19 protein-coding genes are annotated in these 20,062 nt (G+C 74.1%); 5 read left to right on the top strand and 14 right to left on the bottom strand.

All coding sequences use genetic code 11. The features are described 5' to 3' along the window. Window positions 1-143 precede the first annotated feature (143 nt). From ACZ47G_RS37225 to ACZ47G_RS37215, 3 genes are read right to left on the bottom strand one after another with little or no spacing between them, the layout of a single operon-like run. Window positions 144-1,094, bottom strand: coding sequence for a replication-relaxation family protein (locus tag ACZ47G_RS37225; RefSeq protein WP_465750550.1), 951 nt, complete (start codon window positions 1,092-1,094; stop codon window positions 144-146). A 15-nt stretch (window positions 1,095-1,109) separates the two neighbouring features. Beyond that, on the bottom strand, window positions 1,110-3,296 hold the full coding sequence (locus ACZ47G_RS37220; protein WP_465750548.1) for a type IV secretory system conjugative DNA transfer family protein: 2,187 nt from the start codon (window positions 3,294-3,296) through the stop codon (window positions 1,110-1,112). Further along, window positions 3,293-3,727: a hypothetical protein gene (locus ACZ47G_RS37215; protein ID WP_465750546.1), complete on the bottom strand. Its 435-nt coding sequence runs from the start codon at window positions 3,725-3,727 to the stop codon at window positions 3,293-3,295. Before ACZ47G_RS37215 ends, ACZ47G_RS37220 begins: the two co-directional genes overlap by 4 nt. A 273-nt stretch (window positions 3,728-4,000) precedes the next feature. Here ACZ47G_RS37215 and ACZ47G_RS37210 point away from each other — a divergent pair, with 273 nt between their 5' ends. Beyond that, a complete protein-coding gene (locus tag ACZ47G_RS37210) occupies window positions 4,001-4,726 on the top strand; it encodes an alpha/beta hydrolase (RefSeq protein ID WP_465750544.1) in 726 nt (241 codons plus the stop codon). Here ACZ47G_RS37210 and ACZ47G_RS37205 read toward each other — a convergent pair. Further along, window positions 4,723-6,033, bottom strand: a complete 1,311-nt coding sequence (locus tag ACZ47G_RS37205; protein ID WP_465750542.1) for a helix-turn-helix domain-containing protein — start codon at window positions 6,031-6,033, stop codon at window positions 4,723-4,725. The two genes, ACZ47G_RS37210 and ACZ47G_RS37205, sit on opposite strands and share 4 nt — an antisense overlap. A gap of 201 nt (window positions 6,034-6,234) precedes the next feature. Here ACZ47G_RS37205 and ACZ47G_RS37200 point away from each other — a divergent pair, with 201 nt between their 5' ends. From ACZ47G_RS37200 to ACZ47G_RS37190, 3 genes are all read left to right on the top strand, one after another. Continuing rightward, window positions 6,235-6,369 carry a hypothetical protein gene (locus ACZ47G_RS37200; RefSeq protein ID WP_465750540.1) on the top strand — a complete coding sequence of 45 codons (135 nt, stop codon included), beginning with the start codon at window positions 6,235-6,237 and terminating at the stop codon, window positions 6,367-6,369. 87 nt (window positions 6,370-6,456) lie between these two features. Beyond that, window positions 6,457-7,929: an MBL fold metallo-hydrolase gene (locus ACZ47G_RS37195; protein ID WP_465750537.1), complete on the top strand. Its 1,473-nt coding sequence runs from the start codon at window positions 6,457-6,459 to the stop codon at window positions 7,927-7,929. Next, window positions 7,926-8,816 carry a hypothetical protein gene (locus ACZ47G_RS37190; protein ID WP_465750535.1) on the top strand — a complete coding sequence of 297 codons (891 nt, stop codon included), beginning with the start codon at window positions 7,926-7,928 and terminating at the stop codon, window positions 8,814-8,816. Before ACZ47G_RS37195 ends, ACZ47G_RS37190 begins: the two co-directional genes overlap by 4 nt. 68 nt (window positions 8,817-8,884) lie before the next feature. Here the strand turns inward: ACZ47G_RS37190 and ACZ47G_RS37185 are convergent, their stop codons facing one another. Genes ACZ47G_RS37185 through ACZ47G_RS37140 form a run of 10 tightly spaced genes read right to left on the bottom strand, consistent with a single transcriptional unit; the run spans window position 8,885 to window position 18,987 of the window. Further along, window positions 8,885-9,244, bottom strand: coding sequence for a VOC family protein (locus ACZ47G_RS37185; protein WP_465750533.1), 360 nt, complete (start codon window positions 9,242-9,244; stop codon window positions 8,885-8,887). A 34-nt stretch (window positions 9,245-9,278) separates the two neighbouring features. Further along, on the bottom strand, window positions 9,279-10,454 hold the full coding sequence (locus ACZ47G_RS37180) for a C40 family peptidase (RefSeq protein WP_465750531.1): 1,176 nt from the start codon (window positions 10,452-10,454) through the stop codon (window positions 9,279-9,281). After that, window positions 10,451-12,625: a hypothetical protein gene (locus tag ACZ47G_RS37175; RefSeq protein WP_465750529.1), complete on the bottom strand. Its 2,175-nt coding sequence runs from the start codon at window positions 12,623-12,625 to the stop codon at window positions 10,451-10,453. Before ACZ47G_RS37175 ends, ACZ47G_RS37180 begins: the two co-directional genes overlap by 4 nt. After that, window positions 12,625-15,174 carry an ATP-binding protein gene (locus tag ACZ47G_RS37170; protein ID WP_465750527.1) on the bottom strand — a complete coding sequence of 850 codons (2,550 nt, stop codon included), beginning with the start codon at window positions 15,172-15,174 and terminating at the stop codon, window positions 12,625-12,627. Before ACZ47G_RS37170 ends, ACZ47G_RS37175 begins: the two co-directional genes overlap by 1 nt. A gap of 3 nt (window positions 15,175-15,177) precedes the next feature. Then, window positions 15,178-15,768, bottom strand: coding sequence for a hypothetical protein (locus tag ACZ47G_RS37165; RefSeq protein WP_465750525.1), 591 nt, complete (start codon window positions 15,766-15,768; stop codon window positions 15,178-15,180). Next, window positions 15,765-16,046, bottom strand: coding sequence for a hypothetical protein (locus ACZ47G_RS37160; protein WP_465750524.1), 282 nt, complete (start codon window positions 16,044-16,046; stop codon window positions 15,765-15,767). The genes ACZ47G_RS37165 and ACZ47G_RS37160 overlap by 4 nt, the downstream gene beginning before the upstream one ends. 53 nt (window positions 16,047-16,099) lie before the next feature. After that, window positions 16,100-17,197, bottom strand: a complete 1,098-nt coding sequence (locus ACZ47G_RS37155) for a conjugal transfer protein (protein WP_465750522.1) — start codon at window positions 17,195-17,197, stop codon at window positions 16,100-16,102. Beyond that, window positions 17,194-17,469: a hypothetical protein gene (locus ACZ47G_RS37150; RefSeq protein ID WP_465750520.1), complete on the bottom strand. Its 276-nt coding sequence runs from the start codon at window positions 17,467-17,469 to the stop codon at window positions 17,194-17,196. Before ACZ47G_RS37150 ends, ACZ47G_RS37155 begins: the two co-directional genes overlap by 4 nt. Before the next feature lie 13 nt (window positions 17,470-17,482). Beyond that, window positions 17,483-18,085: a hypothetical protein gene (locus ACZ47G_RS37145; protein ID WP_465750518.1), complete on the bottom strand. Its 603-nt coding sequence runs from the start codon at window positions 18,083-18,085 to the stop codon at window positions 17,483-17,485. 32 nt (window positions 18,086-18,117) lie between these two features. After that, window positions 18,118-18,987 (bottom strand): hypothetical protein, encoded by an 870-nt coding sequence (locus ACZ47G_RS37140; protein ID WP_465750516.1) that lies wholly within the window; start codon window positions 18,985-18,987, stop codon window positions 18,118-18,120. A 305-nt stretch (window positions 18,988-19,292) separates the two neighbouring features. Between ACZ47G_RS37140 and ACZ47G_RS37135 the strand changes: the two genes are divergently transcribed. Beyond that, window positions 19,293-20,048, top strand: coding sequence for a hypothetical protein (locus tag ACZ47G_RS37135; RefSeq protein ID WP_465750514.1), 756 nt, complete (start codon window positions 19,293-19,295; stop codon window positions 20,046-20,048). Window positions 20,049-20,062: the final 14 nt, after the last annotated feature.

The following is a 20,062-nucleotide window of genomic DNA, read 5'->3' as shown; positions in this document are numbered from 1 at the left end:
CGTGAGGATTCGCCTACTCACCGCGTTCAAAACGGAATAAAGCGGGCGCAGTTCGGGAGTGCGCCGCCCGGCCGCCGCGGGACGAGGCAGCAGACCGTCCGGTGAGCAGGGTGGGCGGCGCCGAGTGACGGGGTGCTCCGTCGTCATGCGGCCGCGGCGGCGGCCGCACTGGGGCGTAGCCACGCGTCGACCGGTGAGGCCGGCCCGAGGAGCGGGGTGAACACCGGGGCGAACGGGCCCTCGTGGCGCAGCTGGTCGAGGGTGGTGGCGCCGGCGCGCAGCGCTCCGGAGGCGGTGAGCGGGTCGCTGGCGGCGAGGCTGCGCAGGTCGGCGATGCGTCGTTGAAGGCGTGGCTCGGGGGCGCCGGTGAAGACGAGCAGCAGGCGGGGGAAGGCGGGGTAGCGGGCACGCCAGGCCGGTGCGGTGCCGGGCTTGGCGGTGCGGGCGCCGCCTCGGCCGCCGGCCGCCGGGATGTACTTGTGGTAGCTGGCGTAGGCGTGGAGTTTGTGGGCGAGGCGCGCGACGGTCATGGTGGCGCGGTCGACCTCGACGAAGAAGGTCAGCAGGGTGCGGGTGCGGGCGTGCTGGTCGGTGTGGACGTAGTTGAGGACGGCGTCGGGGATGAGTGAGAGGTCTTCGCCGGGGCGGGTGTCGTCGCGGTAGTAGTGGGCGGTCTCCGGGGACCAGTCCAGGGGGCCGCAGTCGTGGCCGAGCGTGCGCGCCCAGTGGACGAAGGCGATGCCGGTCTCGACGGTGGCCAGGGTGTGCTCCTGGAGGGGGCCGGCGGCGGCCTCCGGGCTCATGCGGTAGGGGCGTTCGGGGAGCAGGCCAGCGGCTTCCACGGCTTCGGCGCCCTTGGGGGTGAGCCACCACAGGAGGCTGGTCTGCCCGTTGGCGCGGCGTCCGACCGCGTCGGTGAGGCCCTGTGCGCGCAGGCGGTGCAGCTGTCGGCGTAGGTACACGGCCGATGTGTTGTGCGGGGTCAGGAGGCGGTGGAGCTGGTCGGTGGAGACCAGGCGGTGCTGGTAGAGGACGGTCATGACGCGCTGGCCGAGCGCTCCGACGCCCTGGGGCGCGGGGACGGGGTAGGGCATGTGTGGTGCTCCGGTTCAGTCGAGGGCGGTGGTGGGGTCGGTGCCGTCGGCGGTGGCGGACGGCAGGCCGAGGTGGTGGGAGAGGACGGCGCCGTCGAGGTCTTCGAGGGCGGTGAGGATGTCGCCGACGGTGCGCCGGTTCAGGTTGACGTCGATCGCCTCGTCGAGGTCGGGGATGCCGCCGGGGTTGTCGTAGTGGGCGTAGATCTCCTCGACGGGCAGGCCGCGCACCCGGAAGGGGGTGGTGCGTTGTCCGTTCAGGTTCAGGGACATGACGTAGTGGTATTTCGGCAGGTCGGTGATGGTCTCGGGGGTGACGTGGCCGTTCCAGCGGCGGGCGACGAACGCGGCCTCGTCGAAGTCGGCGGCGCAGGTGGCCAGCAGGGACTGGTTCTGCAGCAGCGCCTGGCGGGTGGTCGCGGACAGGCGCAGCGCCATCTGCGTCATGCCGGTGAAACGGACCTCGTACTTGCGCAGCTGCTCGGCGATGGCGGCCAGGAATCCCTTGCTGGAGGCGTCCAGGGCGGTGAGCTCGTCGCCCCAGGCCCAGGCGGTGGCGCGCTTTTCGCGCGGGGTGTCCTGGCGGGAGAGGCCGGCGCGGTGCAGGTCGTGGATGAGCAGGCACGAGACGAGGGCGTCGGACTCGGAGCCGGACGGGCAGACGAACACGATCTTGCTTTCGTCCATGGCCCGGCGCACGTCGTAGGCGGAGCGGGGCGAGCCGAAGAACGCCTGCAGTGAGCGGGAGGTGTCGAGGCGGTCGATGGCGTAGGTGACGGTCGGTACCGCGTCCTTGGCCAGGGACGGGAACGTCTTCTCCCAGTAGGCCCGCACCCGGGAGGGGAGTTTCAGCAGTAGCAGGGCGCGCCAGTCCTCGTCGGTCAGCCAGGTCCGCAGCTGGAAGAGCGTGCACTGGGCGTCCGGATTCCCCGCCTCGACGGCCTGCAGGTTGAGCAGGGCCAGGGACTGGGCGGCGCGCGCCAGGATCGTGCGGGCCCGCGGCGCGTGGTCGCCCCAGTCCTGGGCGGCGGCGATGCCCTCCACGACCGAGCGCACGACCTCCTGGACGTCGCCGAGGGAACGGCCCTCCATCGACAGCGGGTTCCACGACACCACCCTCTGGTCCGGCTCGGCCCGCGCCAGGTTGATCTCCCACACCCGCGGCGCGATGTGGGGGTGCGCCAGGTAGGGCTTGGCCCGCACCCACGCCTCACCGTGCGGGTCCAGGAACCACGTGCCGAACCCGGCGTGGGCGAGCGCGATGCACTGCACCAGCGCCGACTCCGTCTTGCCGTGCCCGCTCTTGCCGAGCACCAGCGCGAACAGCAGGTCCTTCACCCGGGCCGCGCCGATGCGCTCCACCCCGTCCGGGTAGACCACCGCGCCCAGTGGCACCAGGTCGCGCTGCCCGGTGTAGACGGGCAGGTCCGCCGGCGCCGGAGGCACCAGCCCGCCGGAGCGCACGACGCCGGGCGCGTGGCAGCGCGTGCTCGGCGGCTTGAGGAACCCGGCCAGCTCCGGCACCGTCACCCACTGGCGCCGGGCAGGCGCGAACTCCCCGCTGGCGAAGCGCCGGTCGAACGCCGCCCGCGCCCGCCGGGTGCGCGGCACCCGCGTTTTCAGGTAGTTCTCGCCGCCGGTCACCGCGAACGCGGCGAGCAGCTGGTGCATCCGCGCGAGCGCCGCCTGCGGATGCGCCGCCCGGGTACGCAGCAGCAACTGCAGGGCGAACACCCCGGTACCGGGGGTGAACTTGCCCACCCCCTCGCGCACGTCCGTCATCCGCGGCAACCGCTGCCCGCCGCCGCCGCGGCCCGAGCCGCCGCCGGACCAGGCCGCCGAGAACGACTCCGCCAGCCCCGCCCCCCACACCCCGCCGGCCAGCCGCTCCCCGTACGCCGACGGCCCCTGCCGCCTCGACCGCGCCACGAGCCGGCGCCGCCGCCTGGCCAGGGCCCGCTCGGAGACCGGCACCAGGTCGATCACCACGTCGGCCTGCTCGCCCGTCTCGGTGCGCACCGAGGCCATCGCGGCGGCGACCTGCTGCAGCGGGTCCGGGGCCAGGCCAAGCGCCGCCAGCGGGCGCTGGTCGGCGAAGGCTAGGACCAGTTCGGCCCGCTGCACATACAGGTGCCTGTCCGGTCCGGGGGAAGGGGCCGGGGGAGCGGCGGGCTTGGCGAGGCTGACCGCGGGCGTGCTCACCGCGTGTCCCCGGGCGCGGCGAAGCGGATGGGGGCGATCGCGCTGCGGCCCCCGGCGGCGCGGACCTCGACCCCGGCGAAGCCGGGCATCGCCAGCACGGCCGCCGCCTCGGCAGGGCCTTCCAGGTAGCAGTGCATCCGCCCGGCCTCGGCGCTGTAGCGCACCCGCACGGCCGACCCGCGGGCGGGCACACCGCCGGCGGCGTAGTGGACACGGGCCAGATGGCGCCCGAAGCGGGCGACCTCCCCCTCGCTCGGGTCGAACGTGCTGGTGGGGACGACCTCGACCACCGCCCGCCGGGCCAGCGCCGCACGGCCACGCCGCACGCGGCGCCGGGCCGTCCAGCCCCACGCTCCGCCGCCGACGGCCGCTGCGGCCGTCAGGTACGGGCAGGCCTGGGCTCCCCATTCGAGGGCATCGGCGACGGTCACGACGCCACCAAGCCAGACATGCGGTGAACGGGACGGCGGTGCACGGCAACCTCCTGGTCGGCAGCGGACTTCACGCCCTGACCAAGTCGTCCCAGCCGTGCGATTCAGACACCGTCATCGAGACTTTGCCGATTTGTTACAAGATTTGAGCCTGTTCTGGATATGCAGCCGGGTGGCTACCATCTGCTTATGGTCGATCACGAGACGGCGTTTCACTCTCTGGATGGCACCTCGCTGTTCGGCACGGTCTGCTCAGCGGAGACCCTGGCGGGGGTGGCAGTGCTTGTGCACGGGTCGGGGGTGATCCGGGAGGAGGGCGGCTTCTTCACGCGCCTGGCCGCCGGTCTGGCCGCTTCGGGGGTGACGAGCCTGCGGTTCGACCTGCGGGCACACGGAGCCAGCGGCGGCCGGGAATCGGAGCTGACGATCGCCTCGGTGACCAACGACATCCGCGCGGCCGGCGACCACCTGCGCGCGCGGACCAACTGGCAGGGGCCGGTGCACGTGATCGCCGCCTCGTTCTCCGGCGGCGCGGCTACGCTGCACGCGGCCCACCGGCCGGACGACGTCGACAAGCTGGTACTGCTCAACCCGCGCTTGGACTACAAGGAGCGGTACGTCACCTCCCGGCCGGGCTGGTCGGACGACTACCTGTCCGGAGACATGGCGGTGCGGCTGGAGGAGCAGGGCTTCACCGAGAAGTCACCGTTCGCGCTGAACCGGGCCCTGCTGAACGAGGTCTTCTACCTGGACACCCCGAGCATTCTGGCCGGGGTGCGGGCGCCGGTGCTGATGGTGCACGGCACGGCGGACACCTTCGTGCCCGTCGAGTCCTCCCGCCGGCACCGGCCGATGTTCGGCGGGCCGGTGGAGCTGGTGGAGCTGGACGGCGCCCAGCACGGTTTCGCCGTCCATGACGACCCGCAGTACCTGCACCCGCAGTCCCAGGTGTGGCAGCGCGAGGTGATCGAGCGCGTGAGCGAGTTCCTCGCCGGTTAGACGGCGGCCAGCTCGTCGAGGCGTCGGCGGAACTCGCGTACGGCCGGGCGCCGGGCGTACGGGGCGAGGTCGGCGGCGGTGCGGTGGAGTTCGGCGAGGGCCTGCCCGAAGCGGGCGCCCGCGGCCAGGGCGAGGGCTTCTCGCGCGGCGGTGGCGGCCTCGTCCGGCTCACCGACGGCGACGAGGGCGCCGGAGTACTGGGCGGTGAAGAACGCGCGGTCGCGGGGCGCGAACACCCGGGTGGTGAGGTGCTCGCGGAAGAGGCTGACGGCCCGTTCGCTCTGGCCGGCCTCGCGGTAGCAGATCGCGCTCTGCACCATCAGCCGCTCGCGGGTGTAGCCGTCGCCGAGCGGACCGGTGCACGTGGCGGGACCGTTCGCCGGGGCGGCCTGGTCGAGGGCGGCGTGCGCGCTGTCGAGGACACGGGTCACCTGCTCGGCGTCGGCGCCGGTGAGGGCGAGCGCCCGGGCCTGCTGTTGGAGCGCTTCGGCGCGGGGCCGCGGGGGCAAGGTCCAGGGCCCGGTGGTGGCGGCGCGGGCGAGGTCGAGCATCTGGGCCGCGTCGGTGCGGTCGGTGGCCTGGGCCTGGCGGAGCAGGACGTAGGCGTGCATCGCGCCGTCGCCGGTCAGCGTCGCCCACTCCTTGGCCTGGCGGTGCCAGTACGCGACGGCCGGGGCGGGGGCGCCGGCGTCGCGGTGGAGCCAGGCGGCCAGTTCGGCGCCCCGGGCGCCGAGGGCCAGCAGCTCGCGCCGCAGGTCCTCACCGGCGGTGCGGGCGGTGGAGTTGATCGCGGACAGGATGCCCAGGACGGTGGGCAGCGCCTCGTGCGGGCCGGCCAGCCCGTCCGCGCGGGCGGCGTCGTCCAGCGTGGTCCGCAGGTGGTCGAGGAGTTCGCCGTCGCCGTGGTGGCGGGCGCCGTGGGCGGCGGCGGTGAGGTGGTCCAGGGCCCGGAGATCGAGCATCGGCACCGTGCCCGCCAGGCCCAGGAACGTCCGTCGGCGCACGTCGCGCTCCTCCATCTGTCGTCCGCTCCCGCCGGGGCGCCGTCCGGTGGGCCGGGCGGTTCGGCTGAAGCCGAGGTCTTCGAGCGGGCAGCCGAACATCGCGTCCAGGACGCGCCTCGCGTCGCGGTTGGGCCAGGTCGCCTCGCCTGACTCCCACCGCCTCACCTGCCGTACGGAGATCCTGGCCCGCTCACCGATCTCACGGGCCGTCTCGTCGTAGGCGTCGGCGAAGTCCTCCTGGGTGTGCCAGCCGTGCTCGACGCGGGCCGCGACGAGGCGCCAGTTGGCGACGTGTTCGGGCATGGGCACCCCCGGAATTCCAGGACCACCACGGTAGCCATCATGGCGACCGTGAGCGAGGCAGCGGTACCTACCCGTCACGGTGTCCGGTGAAGCGTCCGGTGATCCGGCCTCGACCCCGGCGGCGTGCGGCGGTGAACTGTGAGCACCGGACCGGACCTCCGGCCGAGTCCCTGACAGCCCCTCACGAAGGAGGACTGCGCCATGACGAAGACCACCACCCCGGCGAAGGCCCCGGTCACGCTCGACCCGAAGAAGGTCGCCGCGCTCCAGGCCAAGGTCAGCCGGTTCGTCGGCACCGGCGCGCTGGCCGCCGCCCCGCACACCTACCACCACTGAGGTACTCCGGGAGGGCGGGGCGGCTGGGGCCGTCCCGCCCTCCCGGGCTCCCCACAACCCCGGTCCTGCACATCAAGGAGGCATCCCGTGGACACCCGCCTGGAGCTGACGTTCCTGGGCCACCAGACCTGGCTGGTCCAGGGCGGCGGCCACCGCGTCCTGATCGACCCCGTGCTCAAGCCCGCGTTCGGCTTGCCCGGCCGGGCCGAGTGCCGGGTGTGGCCGCCGCGCGCCGTCGACGCCGGTCTGATGCCGCGCCCGGACGCCGTCGTGCTCACCCACGAGCACCTCGACCACTTCCACCTGCCCTCGCTCGACCTGCTGGACCGCCAGGTGCCCGTCTACACCGGGCCGCTGCTGCCCGCTCCGGTCGAAGAGGCGATCGTCCGGCTCGGGTTCACCGTGCACCGGGTCGACCACACTGCCCCGATCGAGCTGGGCGACCTGCGCGTCACCCTCTACCCGGCTGGCGCCCGGACCCTGTTCTGGGAGGACCGCGTCGTCCAGCCGTGCTTGCGGGTCGGGGACGGGCCGGCGGTGTTCGTCGCGGTGGACGCCGACCCCTCCGACCTGTACCTGCAACAGGTCGCCGAGGGCGCCCAGCCCGCGCCCCGGGTCGCGGTGGTCTCCAACAACTCCCAGATCGTGCCGCCCGGCATGCCCGCCTCCTCGGTCAACCTGCTGCCCGGCGTGGACGGCACCCGACACAAGACCGGTCTGAGCGTGCTCAACCAGCTGCTGCTGGACGTCCTCACCCCGCTCGACGGCATCCAGGACGTGGTGCTGTGCGGCAACGGCTTCCTGCCCCCGGCCTCCCCGCACGGCCCGTTCCTGTACTCCGACCACCCGAAGATGGCCGTGGCCGCCAACGACCTACAACGCCTCTTCCAAGTCCACGGCCCGCGCCCGGGCGAACGGCTGACCGTCCCGGCCTCGCCCCTGGAGAAGGTGACGTCCGACCGGGTCGGGTGGGTGCTGATCGACGACGACTACGAGTACAAGGCCCTGGTCGCGCACGCCGCGTTCCTCGCCGACCCTGGCACGGTCCAGCTGTCCCCGCTCGCCGACGAACCCGCCGACCAGGACCAGGCCCTCGCGCTCGTGAAGCAGGAGCTGCCGAGGCTGGGCCGCGAACTGCTGGCCACCGGCACCGGCATGCTGGCGTGCAGCATCCACGAGTACCTCTCCGGCCCGCTCGGAGCGCACCGCGCCGTGCTGCGCCTCAAGGACGGCCCCGGCGGCGGGCTCTTGCAGTTCGCCTGGGACGTCACCGCCGCCGACTTCGTCCAGGTCGAGGCGACCGGCCGCGAGGAGGCGATGGCCGCCTACCCGTTCGGCGCCGAGATGTTCTTCCAGGACTACTTGGCCCTGATCACCGGTCGCTTGCAGGTGTGGGACGTGGCCGGCGGCGCGATGGAGTGCTGGCACATCGGCCGCCCGCTGGACAGCCTCGTCTACGCCTTCTTCGGCATCTACGGCGAGCACCAGCGCCCCGACCTCGCCGCCCTGTCCTACGCCACCATGGCCGCCGGCATCACCGCCCCGGCGGTCCCCCGGTGACGACGGCTCCGGCCACCGCCGCCGAGGCGCTGACGGGCCTGGCCCGCATCCGCCCGGCCGGATGGCTGGCCACCCCGATGCCCACCGACCCCGCCGATCTGCTCGTACGCGCCCGCCAGGCACTCGCCGCCGACCACCCGGGCGTGACCGGCAGGGTCAGCGTACTCAGCGCCCGGTACACCGCTGCGGTGTTCGCGGTGCACCGGCCGCCGCCGCAGGGCTCGCTGGTCCTCAAGCTCCACGCCGATCCGGCCGCCTACGCCGGAGAGACGCTGGCGTACGCGCTGCTGTCCGACACCGCCCCCGTCGCCCGGCTGTACGCGGAGGGCGAGGAGTCGCTGTCGCTGCTGCTGGAGCACCTGCCGGAGACGGCCGACTGGAGCGGACCGCGGATGGCCGCGGTGCTGGCCGAACGCGTCGCCGCCGTCCACACCGCTTCGCTGCGACTGCCCGCCGAGGCCGCCGAGGCGCTGACCTGCTTCACCCTCGCCGCCCTGTGGGGCGCCCCGGCCCCGGCCTGGATGGCGGACCCGGGCGCGTACGGCGAGGTGCTGGCTGCGCACGCGGACGCCTACGGGCCACACCTGGTGCCGCTGGGCCACCTCGATCTCAAGCCCGAGCACCTGCGTCGGCGCTCGGACGGTGAGGTGGTGCTGCTGGACGTGGAGAGCGTGCGCCCCGACGTCACCGGGTTGATCGACCTGGTCACCCTCCCCGCCGTACTGCGCCAGGCCGGGCACGAGACCAGCCCGGACCAAGTGCTGGGCCTGTACCTGGACGCCACTGCCGCCCACGGCGCCACCTGGACGGCCCGCTCGTTGAAGTCCGCCTTGCGTGCGTACGCGGCGGCCACCGGGCTGGAGAGCCTGCACGGCCTGGACCGGTGAACGCCGAACGCCCGGCGCCCCGCTGACCACCAAGGTTCAGCGGGGCACCGGGCGTTCGGCGCGTCCTGCTACGGGCCCTCGATGCCGACGACGGTGCCGAACGGGTCGCGCAGCTGGGCGATCCGCCGTCCCGGCTCGATCGTCAGCGGACCGCGGTGGTGCTCGCAGCCGGCCGCCAGCAGCCGCTCGCGGACCTGGTCGACGTCGTCCACTCCCCAGTACACGACCGGGCTGCCGCCCCTGGGGTTGCGCTCGTCGTCGGCGGGGTGGAAGCCGACCTCGACCCCGCCGATCTCCACCCAGGCGTAGACGGCTCCGGTGTCGCTGACGTCGAGCTTCACGGGGACGTCCAGGAGCTCGCCCCAGAATCGGGCCGATGCCTCGGGGTCCACGGCGAAGGTCATCACGGTACGTACGCTGTTGAACACGAACCACCTCCAAGGGGATGCCATCCTACGAGCCTCAGGCCGCAACGCGCCGGGCCGCGAGGACCGGCCCCTGCTTGGCCAGTTCTGACACTTTGACGACGTCTCCGGTGCGTGGGGCCTGCACGATGAGGCCGGGGCCGATCACCATGGCCACGTGTTCGGGCTGCTCCGCGCTGCCGCGGCTGAAGACGAGGTCTCCCGCGCGGAGCGTTGCCGGGTCGGTGGGGACGGCGGTCCCTTCGGTGACCTGGGTGTAGGTGGTGCGGGTGAGTTGGATCCCGGCGACTCCGTAGGCGCGCTGGATGAGGGAGGAGCAGTCGCAGTGTCCGGAGGGGTCGGGGCCGTGGGCGTTGGTGCAGGATCCGCCCCACTGGTAGGGGGTGCCGAGTTGTTGCAGGGCCCAGGTGATCGCGGTGCGCACTGCGGGGGGTGCGTCGGCGGGGATCTGATAGCCGGCCGGGAGCTGTCCGGGAGGGATGCTGGTGGAGTCGGGGGCCGGGACGGTGCCGGGGCACGGGGCGTATCCGGCCTGAATGGGCAGGGGGTCGGCGGGGGTGTCCAGGGTGGGGGCGATGGCCTGTTGGAGGGCGGTGGCCAGGGGTTCGTGGCGGGCGTAGGCGTCGGGGTAGGCGGACTGCTGGACGCGCTGCGCGGCGACGGTGAGCGGCAGCTGCTGCCAGCCGTCGATCTGCTGGAGGGCGGTGTAGAACTTCGTGCTGGCGTAGACGGGGTCGAGGATCTGGTCCCGGGTGCCCCAGCCCTGGGAGGGCCGTTGCTGGAAGAGGCCGGCCGAGTCGCGGTCGCCGCCTGGCAGGTTGTGCAGGCCGGACTCCTGCAGGGCGGTGGCCAGGGCGATGACCTGGCCACGGGCCGGGACGGACATGCGGGCGCCGGTGGCGACGATCGTCTGGGCGAGGGGGATCTGCTCGGCGGGCTGGGGCAGGCCGGCGGGTGTGTCAGCGCCGGGGCTCCCGGCCAGGACGGCCTTCACCTGCTCGGCGAGGCGGGCGGTGTCCGCGGTCTGCGCCGGGGCGCCTGGGCATTGGGCGGTGGCGTTCTTGCGGGCGGTGGCCTTGGCGGTCTTCTCGTGGGCGAAGGCGTCGGCGGCGTGCGATGCGACGGCCGCCACCAGCAGCAGGCCCAGCACCAGCACGATGCCGATGGTCAGCAGGGCCGTCCTGGCGGGCCTCCGTGCGGGTCCGGGTTTCACCGGCGCCGCCGCGGCGGGGTCGGCCGGGTAGCCCGGTTGAGACGCTGGCGCAGCCGCTGCTGGTGCGCGGACGCGGCAGGCGCGGGGGCGGGCGGTGCGGCGTGCCGGGCGGCGGCGCGTGCCGTGGTGGGACGGGGCGGGGCGGTGTTCCTGACCGGGGCGGGCCGCCGTCGTGCGGGTGCGGGTGCGGGTCCGGGCGCCGCCGTGGCGGTGGGCGCGCCGGCGGCCGCAGGTGTGGGCGTGCCGCCGCCGGCAGCGGAGCGGGCCGGCCTGCGGGCGGCGGGCCCGTGTGCCGGGGGGCGTCCGGCCGGGCGGGCGGCGGCTTTGGGGTGTCGGCGGGTGGTGGCGAGGCGGGCCATCAGCGCGGTGGCGCCGATGGACTGCGGCATCACGTAGCCGAGGGCGGCCATCGGGTTGCCCTGGGCGAGGGCGGTGCCGACCAGGGCGGTGCGCACCACGGTGCGGCCGGTGGCGCGGGCGACCTGGCGGGCCGTCACGGCGTGGGCGCCGGTGGGGCCGGAGGCGCCGAGGCCGGGCGAGGACATCCTGTGGCGCCAGGCGGTGGCGAACTGCTGGGAGCGGGCGGCGATCTCGCGGCGCTTGCGGACCGCGGCCAGGCACACGACGTCGACGGCCAGGAACCTGAGGGTCAGTTCGTTGCCCCAGTCGCTCTGGGCGGGGTCCAGGACGGCTTGCAGGACGACGATGAACACGGCCAGGGCGATGACGCTGGCGATCATCTGCGCGAGCGAGCGCAGCACCGAGGCGCACCAGTCCCACAGGAAGCCGCGCCCGGCGCCCGGGATGGTGCCGATGACCAGGGCGGGCTCGCCGCGTACGGCGTCCCAGGCGATCCGGCACTGCGCGACGAGGAAGCTGCCGGCGAGCGCGCAGATGAGGACGGTGACGATGGCGGCGGCGACCATCAGGAGCAGGGCGCCGCCGACCTTGTCGAGGCTGGCCTGCTTGGCGGCGGTGGCGTCGCCGGGCACGCACTTCTTCTCGAATTTCTCCATCGGCGGGGAGCCGTAGTGGTTGATCGCCCACTGCATCGACCAGTCGACGGACTGGTCGGTGAGGGCGGACAGGACGCTCGCCCCGGCCCCCAGAGCGGTTCCGCTGGGCGGGGAGACGAGGGAGAGGTAGGAGTTGGCCTTCTTCTTGATCTCGGAGGTGTGCTGGGCGATGGCCCGTTCGAAGGTGAGCTGCTCGATGCGGGCGTGCGTGTACTCGTCGGCGCACGTGCCGTTGAAAACGTGTCCGTACTGCAGCAGCATCGCCGGTTTGACGATGAAGGAGTCGGCGAGGGCGTCGGTGAGCGGCCGGGACAGGGTGAAGCGGGTGGCGTCGCCGTCGGCGCGCGGGGCGTTCGGGTCGGCCTGGAGGATGATGCCGGCGATCTCCAGGGAGATGCCGCGGGCGGCGGCGATGGCTCCGTGGTCCTCGCCCAGCAGGGTCTGCGGGGGCGAGGCGAGCAGGGTGGTGGTCAGCGCGGCCAGCAGGACGGACACGGCCGCGTCCCCCCAGCCCCGGGCCCGGTTGCCGAAGAAGATCCGTGCGGCGCAGACCAGCGCGCACACCGCGAGGAACAGCGAGGGCAGGCCCATCTCGACGATGACCCGCGCGTGCAGGGAGCCGGCGACCGACAGGGCCGGTTGCAGCAGCAGCTTCGCCAGGCCGAAGGACAGCGCCCAGGCGATCAGCCAGCAGCAGAACGCGATCATCCACTTGGTGATCGTGAAGAAGAACTCGGTCAGCAGGTTCTCGATGCCCAGGTCCCAGTCGAGCAGGCCGCCGGTGTCGCCGCGGACGGTGTAGGCGGAGATCGGCAGGCCGACGCGGTCGGTGACGTTGAAGACCCCCAGCAGCCCGCCCTCGTCGGGCAGCAGCTTGCGCAGCTCCTCGGTCTCCTTCGCCAGGCGGGCCTCCTGCTCGGCCGGGGAGGCCTTCTCGCTCTGCTCGCGCAGGACGTCCTGGAGCCACTGCATCGAGTCCGGCAGGGGAACCTGGTCGGCGGCGGGCGGCGACGGGGCCGGCGCGGGGGAGGGGTCGGCCTGGGCGGGGAGGGAGGTGAGCAGCGTGAGGACGGTGGCCGCGAGCGCGGCCACCGCCAGGGCCGTACGCATCCGGGCCGTGCCCAGCAGCCGCAGCCGGCGAAGCCACGCGCGCATCAGGCGGCCCTGCCGGACACGGGATCCTGCCCGGGGGTGGTGTGGATCGCCTGCGCGACGTCGGCGTCGAACGGGATCAGCACCTTCATCCGGCCGGTACGCCCGGCCAGGTCCCGGTACAGGCACTCCCCGGCGCGGGCGGTCTTCTCCTCCTCGGGCAGGTCGATCGGCGACAGGTCGCCGGTGACCAGGTCCAGCAGCACCGGGTCTGTGCCGTCCAGGCCCAGGAACGCCAGGGCGCGGGCGGCCAGGTGCCGGGAGGTCTGGCGGAACAGCAGCCGGTGCGGGATCAGGCCGCGCACGACGGTGCCCTTCTCGTTGTCGGCGGGGCCGATGTCGTCCGCGTCGTGGCTGCCGAGGAACGCGGCGGCGTTGCGTTTGCGGCCGTCGCGCAGCATCTCCAGCAGCAGCTCCAGCCCTTCGTCGCTGCTGGTCAGCCACCAGCATTCGTCGAAGACCACGACGCCGAACTCGTCCCGGCTCTCCAGCACGGTCCCGCGTGCCACGGCCGCGATCAGGTACATCACCGCGCGGCCGAGGACCTTCTCGAACTCCAGGCGCTCGATGCGGTGGTCGCTGGCCAGCTCCGCCTTCTTCGGCAGCTGCAGGGCGTTGACCGCGAAGACGACGCTGTCGGCGCCCCGGGTGTCGACCACCGGCAGGTGCTCGTCGAAGACCACGGCGGCGAGGTCCTTGCGGGCGACCGCGGCCAATTTGCGGGCCAGGGCGCGCGCCGCCTCGTCGCCAGCCCCGCGGGATGCGAGCTCGTCGGCCAGCTTGCGCATCGACGGCTCCGGGCGCTCCAGCACGGCCTGCACCGCCTCCGACAGCGCCACGCCCTCCAGGTCCATCGGCCGCACCCCCAGCAGCAGCGTCAGGAAGGACTCGCAGAACCGGGCGGCGGTCCTCGGGCTCTCCCCGGCGAACAGCCGCAGCGGATCCAGGCTCACCTCCGCGCCCTGGTCGATGCGGATGACCTGGGTCGTGCCCGGGCAGGCGCGGGCGAAGCGCACCCACTCCTCGTCCCGCGTGCGGTCTACGATCACCGCGCGGCCGCGTGAGCCGGGCCGCCCGGCCAGGCGCCCGCGCGCGAGGACGTTGAAGGTGGCGGCCTTCATGGCCACCGACTTGCCGGCGCCGAGTTCACCGAGGAACGCCATCGACGCGGAGGCGTTCTCGCGCGGCCCCCGCGCGGAGTCCAGCAGCACCGGCCGGGCCCCGCCCGCGGCGACCTGGACCCCGAACAGGCCGCCGCGCTCGTCACCGAGGCGGGAGCCGCACCAGGGCATCGCCATCGCGAAATCCCTGGCGAGCAGGATCTGGGCGTAGCCGGCCACGATCCGCGGCGTGCGGCAGCCCGGCAGCATCGAGCGCCACAGGTCGAGCTGCCCGCCCACCGGCCGGGTGAAGGTGTACTCGTCACCACTGAAATCGCTCGCCAGGGCGGCCGCGCGGTCCTGCGCCTCCTGGGCGCTGGCCCCCCACACCGCCAGTGTGACCATCGCCCGGATCTCGACCTCCTGTGGGGAGGAGGTCAGGCGCTCGTGGTACTCGTCGTTGTCCGCGCTGTTGCGCTCCACCAGCGGAGGTGGCCCGGCAGGATCTCCGGCGTACTCGGCGGCCTGGGCCCGAAGGTGCCGGGCCCGCTTGCGGACCTTCACCTCGGCCTTGCGGCCGGGCACCACGACCAGGCGCGCCGCCCAGTCCACCGGGAAGCCGACGCCGTCGTCCATCTGCTGCAGGTAGGCCGACCCCGGCAGGGTGAACGCCTCCGGCATCTGAGCCAGCGCCAACATGGCCTGGTAGGAGTCCCCCCACTCGCTGGACGCCCGCAGGAAGCGGCGGGCGAACGGGTTCGCCGCCACCGTGCCGTCGGCGGCGCTGCCCTCGGCCAGCACCACGTCCTCCAGCGCGGCGATCCCGCGCCCGCGCCCGCGCAGCCCGGGCTCGCTGCCGTCCGGCAGCAGCGGCTCCACCAGGCCGCGCCGGATGCTGTGCCCGTAGATCCACAGGATCTCCGTCTCACTGGCCGCACGCATCGCCACCCCGGCCGGCCACTGGGCCTGCATCCGCCGGGCCTGCTCCAGCCGCCGTTCGCTCTCCCGCGCGCTGACCGGAGCGGGCACCAGCCCGAGCTGGAGCGCGAACTCCGCCCGCGCCGCCGAGAATACCGACACCGCGGCATCCGACGGCGAGACCGCGGGCAGCGGGACGGCGAGCCAGTCGGTGCGGCCCGTCAGCTCCATCTGCCCGAGCTGGTCCAGCACCGCGTGGCCCAGCTGCTCGAAGCGCGGGCTCGCGTCCAGGTCGATGCCCTCCACCATCGCGCGCACCACCGCGACCGGGTCCACCTGCGGGCACAGGCTCAGCAGCATCGGCTCGCCCACCATGCTCTTCAGCAGCGCCTCGATCGCGGCCAGGCGCCCCCGCTTCGCCGAGGCCGGGGCGTACGTGTAGTTGGTGGCCTCCACCCGCCACACCGCCCAACACGCGCCGTGCGTCGTCCACACCACGTTCCCGGCGATGTGACGGATCGGCAGTCGGTCCACGGTTCAGTCCCCCAAAGACGAGCGAGACGAGCGACGGGCAAGGACGGCCTGCACCCCGGAGACGACGGGCACCTCGACCGGAACGGCAGGCCCGGAGGGCACAGCGCGGCCGGCCTCGGCGGGGCCAGCCGCGGGTACGCTCCCGAGCGGCGCGATGCCCGGCGAGCCCGGCCCCGGACCCGTGCCGAAGGTGACCGCGGCACCGGTACGCGAGGCCCCGGCCGGCCGCAGCGGGCGGCCGCGCAGCCACCCGGCCCGGGGCGCGGCGAGCAGCATCACGACACTGGCCGCCGCCGCGGCAGGGTTGCGGCCGTCGACGTGCAGATGCCGCAGCCCGAACGCGGCGCCGAACGGCACCCCGGCCAGCACCACCAGGTCCACCAGGCCGTGACCGCCCCACACCGGCCGCGCCAGCACCAGCCCCACGACACAGACGACCATCGCCGCCAGCTGCGTGGTCGTGTACGGCCCACCCACCAGCCGCAGGCTGCGCCCGCCGCCGCCGGGCACCACGCCCACGAGGACGGGGGAGCGCCGAGACCGGGTGTAGCAGCGCCCGACGAGGACGTCCTCGCCCTCGGGCGCGGTGCTCACCGGTCGCCCTTCTGGACCGTCGAGGTGCTGTCGTAGTGGGTGATGTCGTCGGTCGCTTTGTCCTTGAGGACGTCCATGTTGGCCGACAGTCCCCACACGATCGCCGCCATGATGACGGCCATGATCGTCGGCCCCGGGGCCTTCGTCTTCCATCCGACGACCAGGACGAACAGGCCGCACAGCACCGGAATGCCCACGCCGAAGATCAAGCCCTTGATGTCGTTGCCGATGCCGGTGCCGGTGGAGATCCACCCGCCGGCGAGAACAGCCTCGTGCATGACGAACTCCTAGAAGAAGAGGAGATGAAGTGAGAGAAGGAAGAAGACGAAGGTCAGGGCGAGGCAGGAGCAGCGGTACCGGCAGCCGGCACCGTCGGGGCCTCGACGGGCGCCCCGTCCAGCGAGGCGATCTCCCACCGCCCCGCCCGTGAGGTGACCGTCAGCGCGTATGTCAGCGGGACCCGCACCCCGTCGTGCCCGCCGGCCCGCACCACGGCCAGCAGCCGCACCCGCGCGCCGTCGGCCGGCACCGAAGCGGAGGAGCTCTCGCCGTCGTGCTCGCCCTCCACCGCCAGCTGGTCGACCGTCACCGAGGCGTACGGCGCCGGAGCGACCGCCGCCAAGCGCACCCCCGGCGCCAGATACCGGTCCAGCTCCCCCGAGCCGGTCAGGTACGACGACAGGAACGCCGCCACCGCCTGCGTCAGCGCATCCCCCGGCAGAGCAGGCCGCCACGGGCCGTACACCGTCGACGGCGCCTGCGCCCGCGGCGGCGCCGACACCTCCGCGGGCATCGCCAACGCCACGTACCCCATCGCCCCGCCGCCCGCGGACGCCGTCGCCACCGGCACCTGGAAGTAGTGCACCGCCCCGGCCGCGGCAGCGGCCGCCTCCCCCCGCGGATCCCGCCGTCCATCAGCGGCAGGCGACGACGACGGCGACGAGGCCGCACCAGCGGAACCGGCGATACGGGCGGCCACCGTCACCGACCACACATCCCGATCCGTCTGCCGCAACCGCACCACCGCCAGCTGCTCGCCGCTGCGCCGCCCGGGCGCCCCTTCGAGCCGCAGTCCCGTGGCGCCCGGGTAGTAGGCGGCGAGCTTGGCCTGGTCGCCGTCCCCCGCCGCGATGAACGCGGCGACGAACAGCTGGGCGAACCCGGCGGCCCCCTGCGAGCCGGCGGCCGGCTGGCCGGGAGCGGCCTGCTGGCGGACCTCCGAGGCCGGCTCCGGCATCGCGTGCCAGGCCGCCGTGCCGAGCACCGGGCCCAGGAGCAGCAGGCCCCAGGCGGCCCACCGGATGAGGGTCGCCATGTTCGCCTGCGCTGCGACCGACCAGCCGCCGACCTCGACGGCGTGGGCCCCGGGCACCGGCGCCTCACCCGCTTCTTCGGGGAGGGTGGGGCCGCGTTTGGTCAGGAACCTCACGGCCGGCCTCCGGCGGGGCGGATGCGGTCGCCGCACAGCTCGGCGATCCGCCGCCGCAGCTCGGCCTCTGGCCGCTGGCGCAGTAGACGCAGCGAGGCCAGGACGGAGGCGGCGTCGTGGGCGAGGAAGCTCCGCAGGCGGTCGTGGACATCGGTGTCGAAGGGGCGGTGGACCAGGGCGGCGCCGAGCCCGATCAGCAGCCGCTGGGCGCGGGCGACGCGGTCCTCGTCGGTGTCGAGGCCGACGGCCTCGGGGGCGTGGGATGCGGTCATCGTCGTCTCCGGGTCAGCAGGGCGCCGGGACGGATGACTGCCGTCCGGGGGCGGGAAGGAGGGGGCGGTAGACGCTGTCGCAGCGGCGGCCGGCGTCGGCGGCCACGTGGGCCAGCAGCTCCCACGCCTCGAGGGTCCAGGCGTGGTGGTCGCCGAGGAGGAGCACGCAGTCGGCGACCAGGCTCGTCGCCGCCTGCACGGCGGCGGCCGGCCCCTGGCAGGCGAGGGCGGCGCGCACCGTCTCGTACCGCTGGCGGTACCAGTACGGCGGCACCGGCGAAGTCGGCGGGGGCGCCGTCGGCAGCGGCCGACCGTGCAGGGGCGGGCGCCGCCAGGCCGTCATCACGGCCACCTCGTCGGCCGGGCGGCGCAGCGCGCGCACGGTGCGGGCCGCGAGAGGGGCCGGCCAGAGCGCGACCACGACGCCCCAGACCAGGACGGCGGCCACGGCCGCAGCGGGGCCGGTGCCGATCTCGCGCCGGCGGATGCCGCCGCTGATTCCGGTGAGCGCGAGGTAGGCCGCGCCGGCCGCGAGGTAGCAGGCCGCACCGAGCAGGAGCAGGCGGGCGGGATCGTCGAGCCCGACGGTGACGGCGGGGATCGGAATCGAGGACACGGGTGACCTCCAGGAGGTGGAATGAGCCGGAGTCAGGCGACGGGGTGCAGCGAGGTCCGCAGGGCGTGCACCGCGCGCGAGCGGCGGCGCTGCCAGGCGCCGGGGGTGGCGCCGGCGGCGGTGGCGGCCCGGGCGTCCGGAACGGGATCGGCGGTGTAGTGCCAGGCGATGGCCCGGCCGTCGGCCGGGGACAGCACGCCGGACTCGATGGCGTCGACGAGGAGCTCCAGCAGTTCCAGGCGGGCGCGGTCCGTCTCCTCCTCGCAGGCGAGACCCGCGGCTGCGGCGGCCGCGGTCACGATCGACGCGCAGGCGTGCTCGAACGGGCCGGGACCGGCATCGGTCCGGGCCTCGATCGCGGATTCGCGGGCGCCGAGCTCCTCCCGGTCGGCGCCGACTTCACGGCAGGTGCGCCGCAGCGCGTCCAGCATGAGGTTCGCCGCGGGCCGGCCGGGACGCTTGTGGACGCGTCCCGAGACCACCGTCTCGTACAGGGCTGCCACGACCACCTGGGCGACGTCCTCGAAGGAACGGCCGCCGAAGGGACGCACCTGGCCCCGGGCCATGCGCACGGCCGCCGGCAGCATCGCCTGCAGCACGATCCGCGCGGCCAGTGCCGCCGAAGCGCCGGCACCGCACGCCCGCCGCAGCAGAGCCCGCAGCATCGCGTCGGACAGGTCGTCACCGAGCCCGCACCCGCCAGCCGGACGCAGGGCGGCCAGGACCTGATCGGGACCCAGGTCGGCCGACCAGGCGCCGGCGGCCGCAGCGACAGCGGGCGCCAGGTGCTCGGTCTCCAGCCAGCCCGTCACGGCGCAACGCACTCCCCGGTCCGCACACAGCAGCGCCCAGTCGGCGTCCAGGCGGGCGAAGATCCCGAGGGAAAACGAGGGGGTGGTCATGGCACCTCTCCTTTCAGATCGATGCCATGAACCCTCCTTACACCGGCATGCCCACCGGCTTGCCCGGCCCCCGAAAAGCGCAGGCCACAGGCTTGCCCACCGGATCAGGCAAGCCTGGGCAAGCCGCACAGACAGCGGGCAAGCCCCCACTTGCCCGCCCACCCGGGGCATGCCCGGGCGCCCGAGCACGACCACGGCTCCGCCGCGTCGCGCCGCATTGCTCCCCGGGGAGAAAGGTCGAAAGTCAGAGCGATAGCATCCCGATCATGAATTCCTCCCCGGGGCAAAACACGGCCATCGAGCCGATGCTGTTCGGCGCGCCGACCTGCACCGTGTGCGGCACGGAGATGGAACCGAGCACCAAGGGAAAAAGCGGCCGCCCGCGGAAGTACTGCACGAAGGCCTGCTCCTCACGGGCCGACCGCCGGCGGGAGAAGGAGAAGCGGGAGCAGGCGCTCGCCGCGGCCGCTGTTTCCCCCCGGGGGAAAACAGCGCTGCCCGAGGACCTCGCGGCCGGGCCCGGGGTTGCCGAGCTCCTCGCCATCGGCCAGGAGCTGCGCCGCCAAGACCGGGTGTTCGTTTTCCAGCTCGACCGCGCGGCCCGCCACGACGACCCCGCCCTGGCCCGCCAGGCGCTGGCCGACGTCCTGCATGCCGCTACCACTCTGACCATCCGCCACCGGGAGATCGCCGAGCGGATGCTCGCTGCCCACCCCACCCAGGCCACCGCCTCGAACGAGGCCTCCCCGGAGTCCCTCGTTTCACCCCGGGGCGAAACCGCGGCCCCGCCTGGTGACGTCCTGACCCCGGCCGAGCTGACGCCGGCGGCCGCCGGGGCGGGCGCGAGCGCGGCAGTCGACCCGACGCCCGCAGTCCGGCCTGCACCGGCGACACCCCGGGGAGAAACGCTCCCGATGGCCGGCCCCGCCATGGACCAGCCGCAGGCCTCGGCGGAGCCCGTTCCTCCCCGGGGGGGAAACAGCGGCCGCCGAGCCGCCCGCCAGCACGGCGCCGGTTTCACCCCGGGGCGAAAGCCCGCCGGTCGGCGAGCAGCTGCGTGAACTCGTCGGCCAGC

The sequence above is a fragment of the Kitasatospora sp. NPDC030952 genome (genome assembly GCF_055571335.1).
The sequence above is the reverse complement of the archived record's forward strand: the minus strand, read 5'-3'. Positions and strand labels throughout refer to the sequence as shown.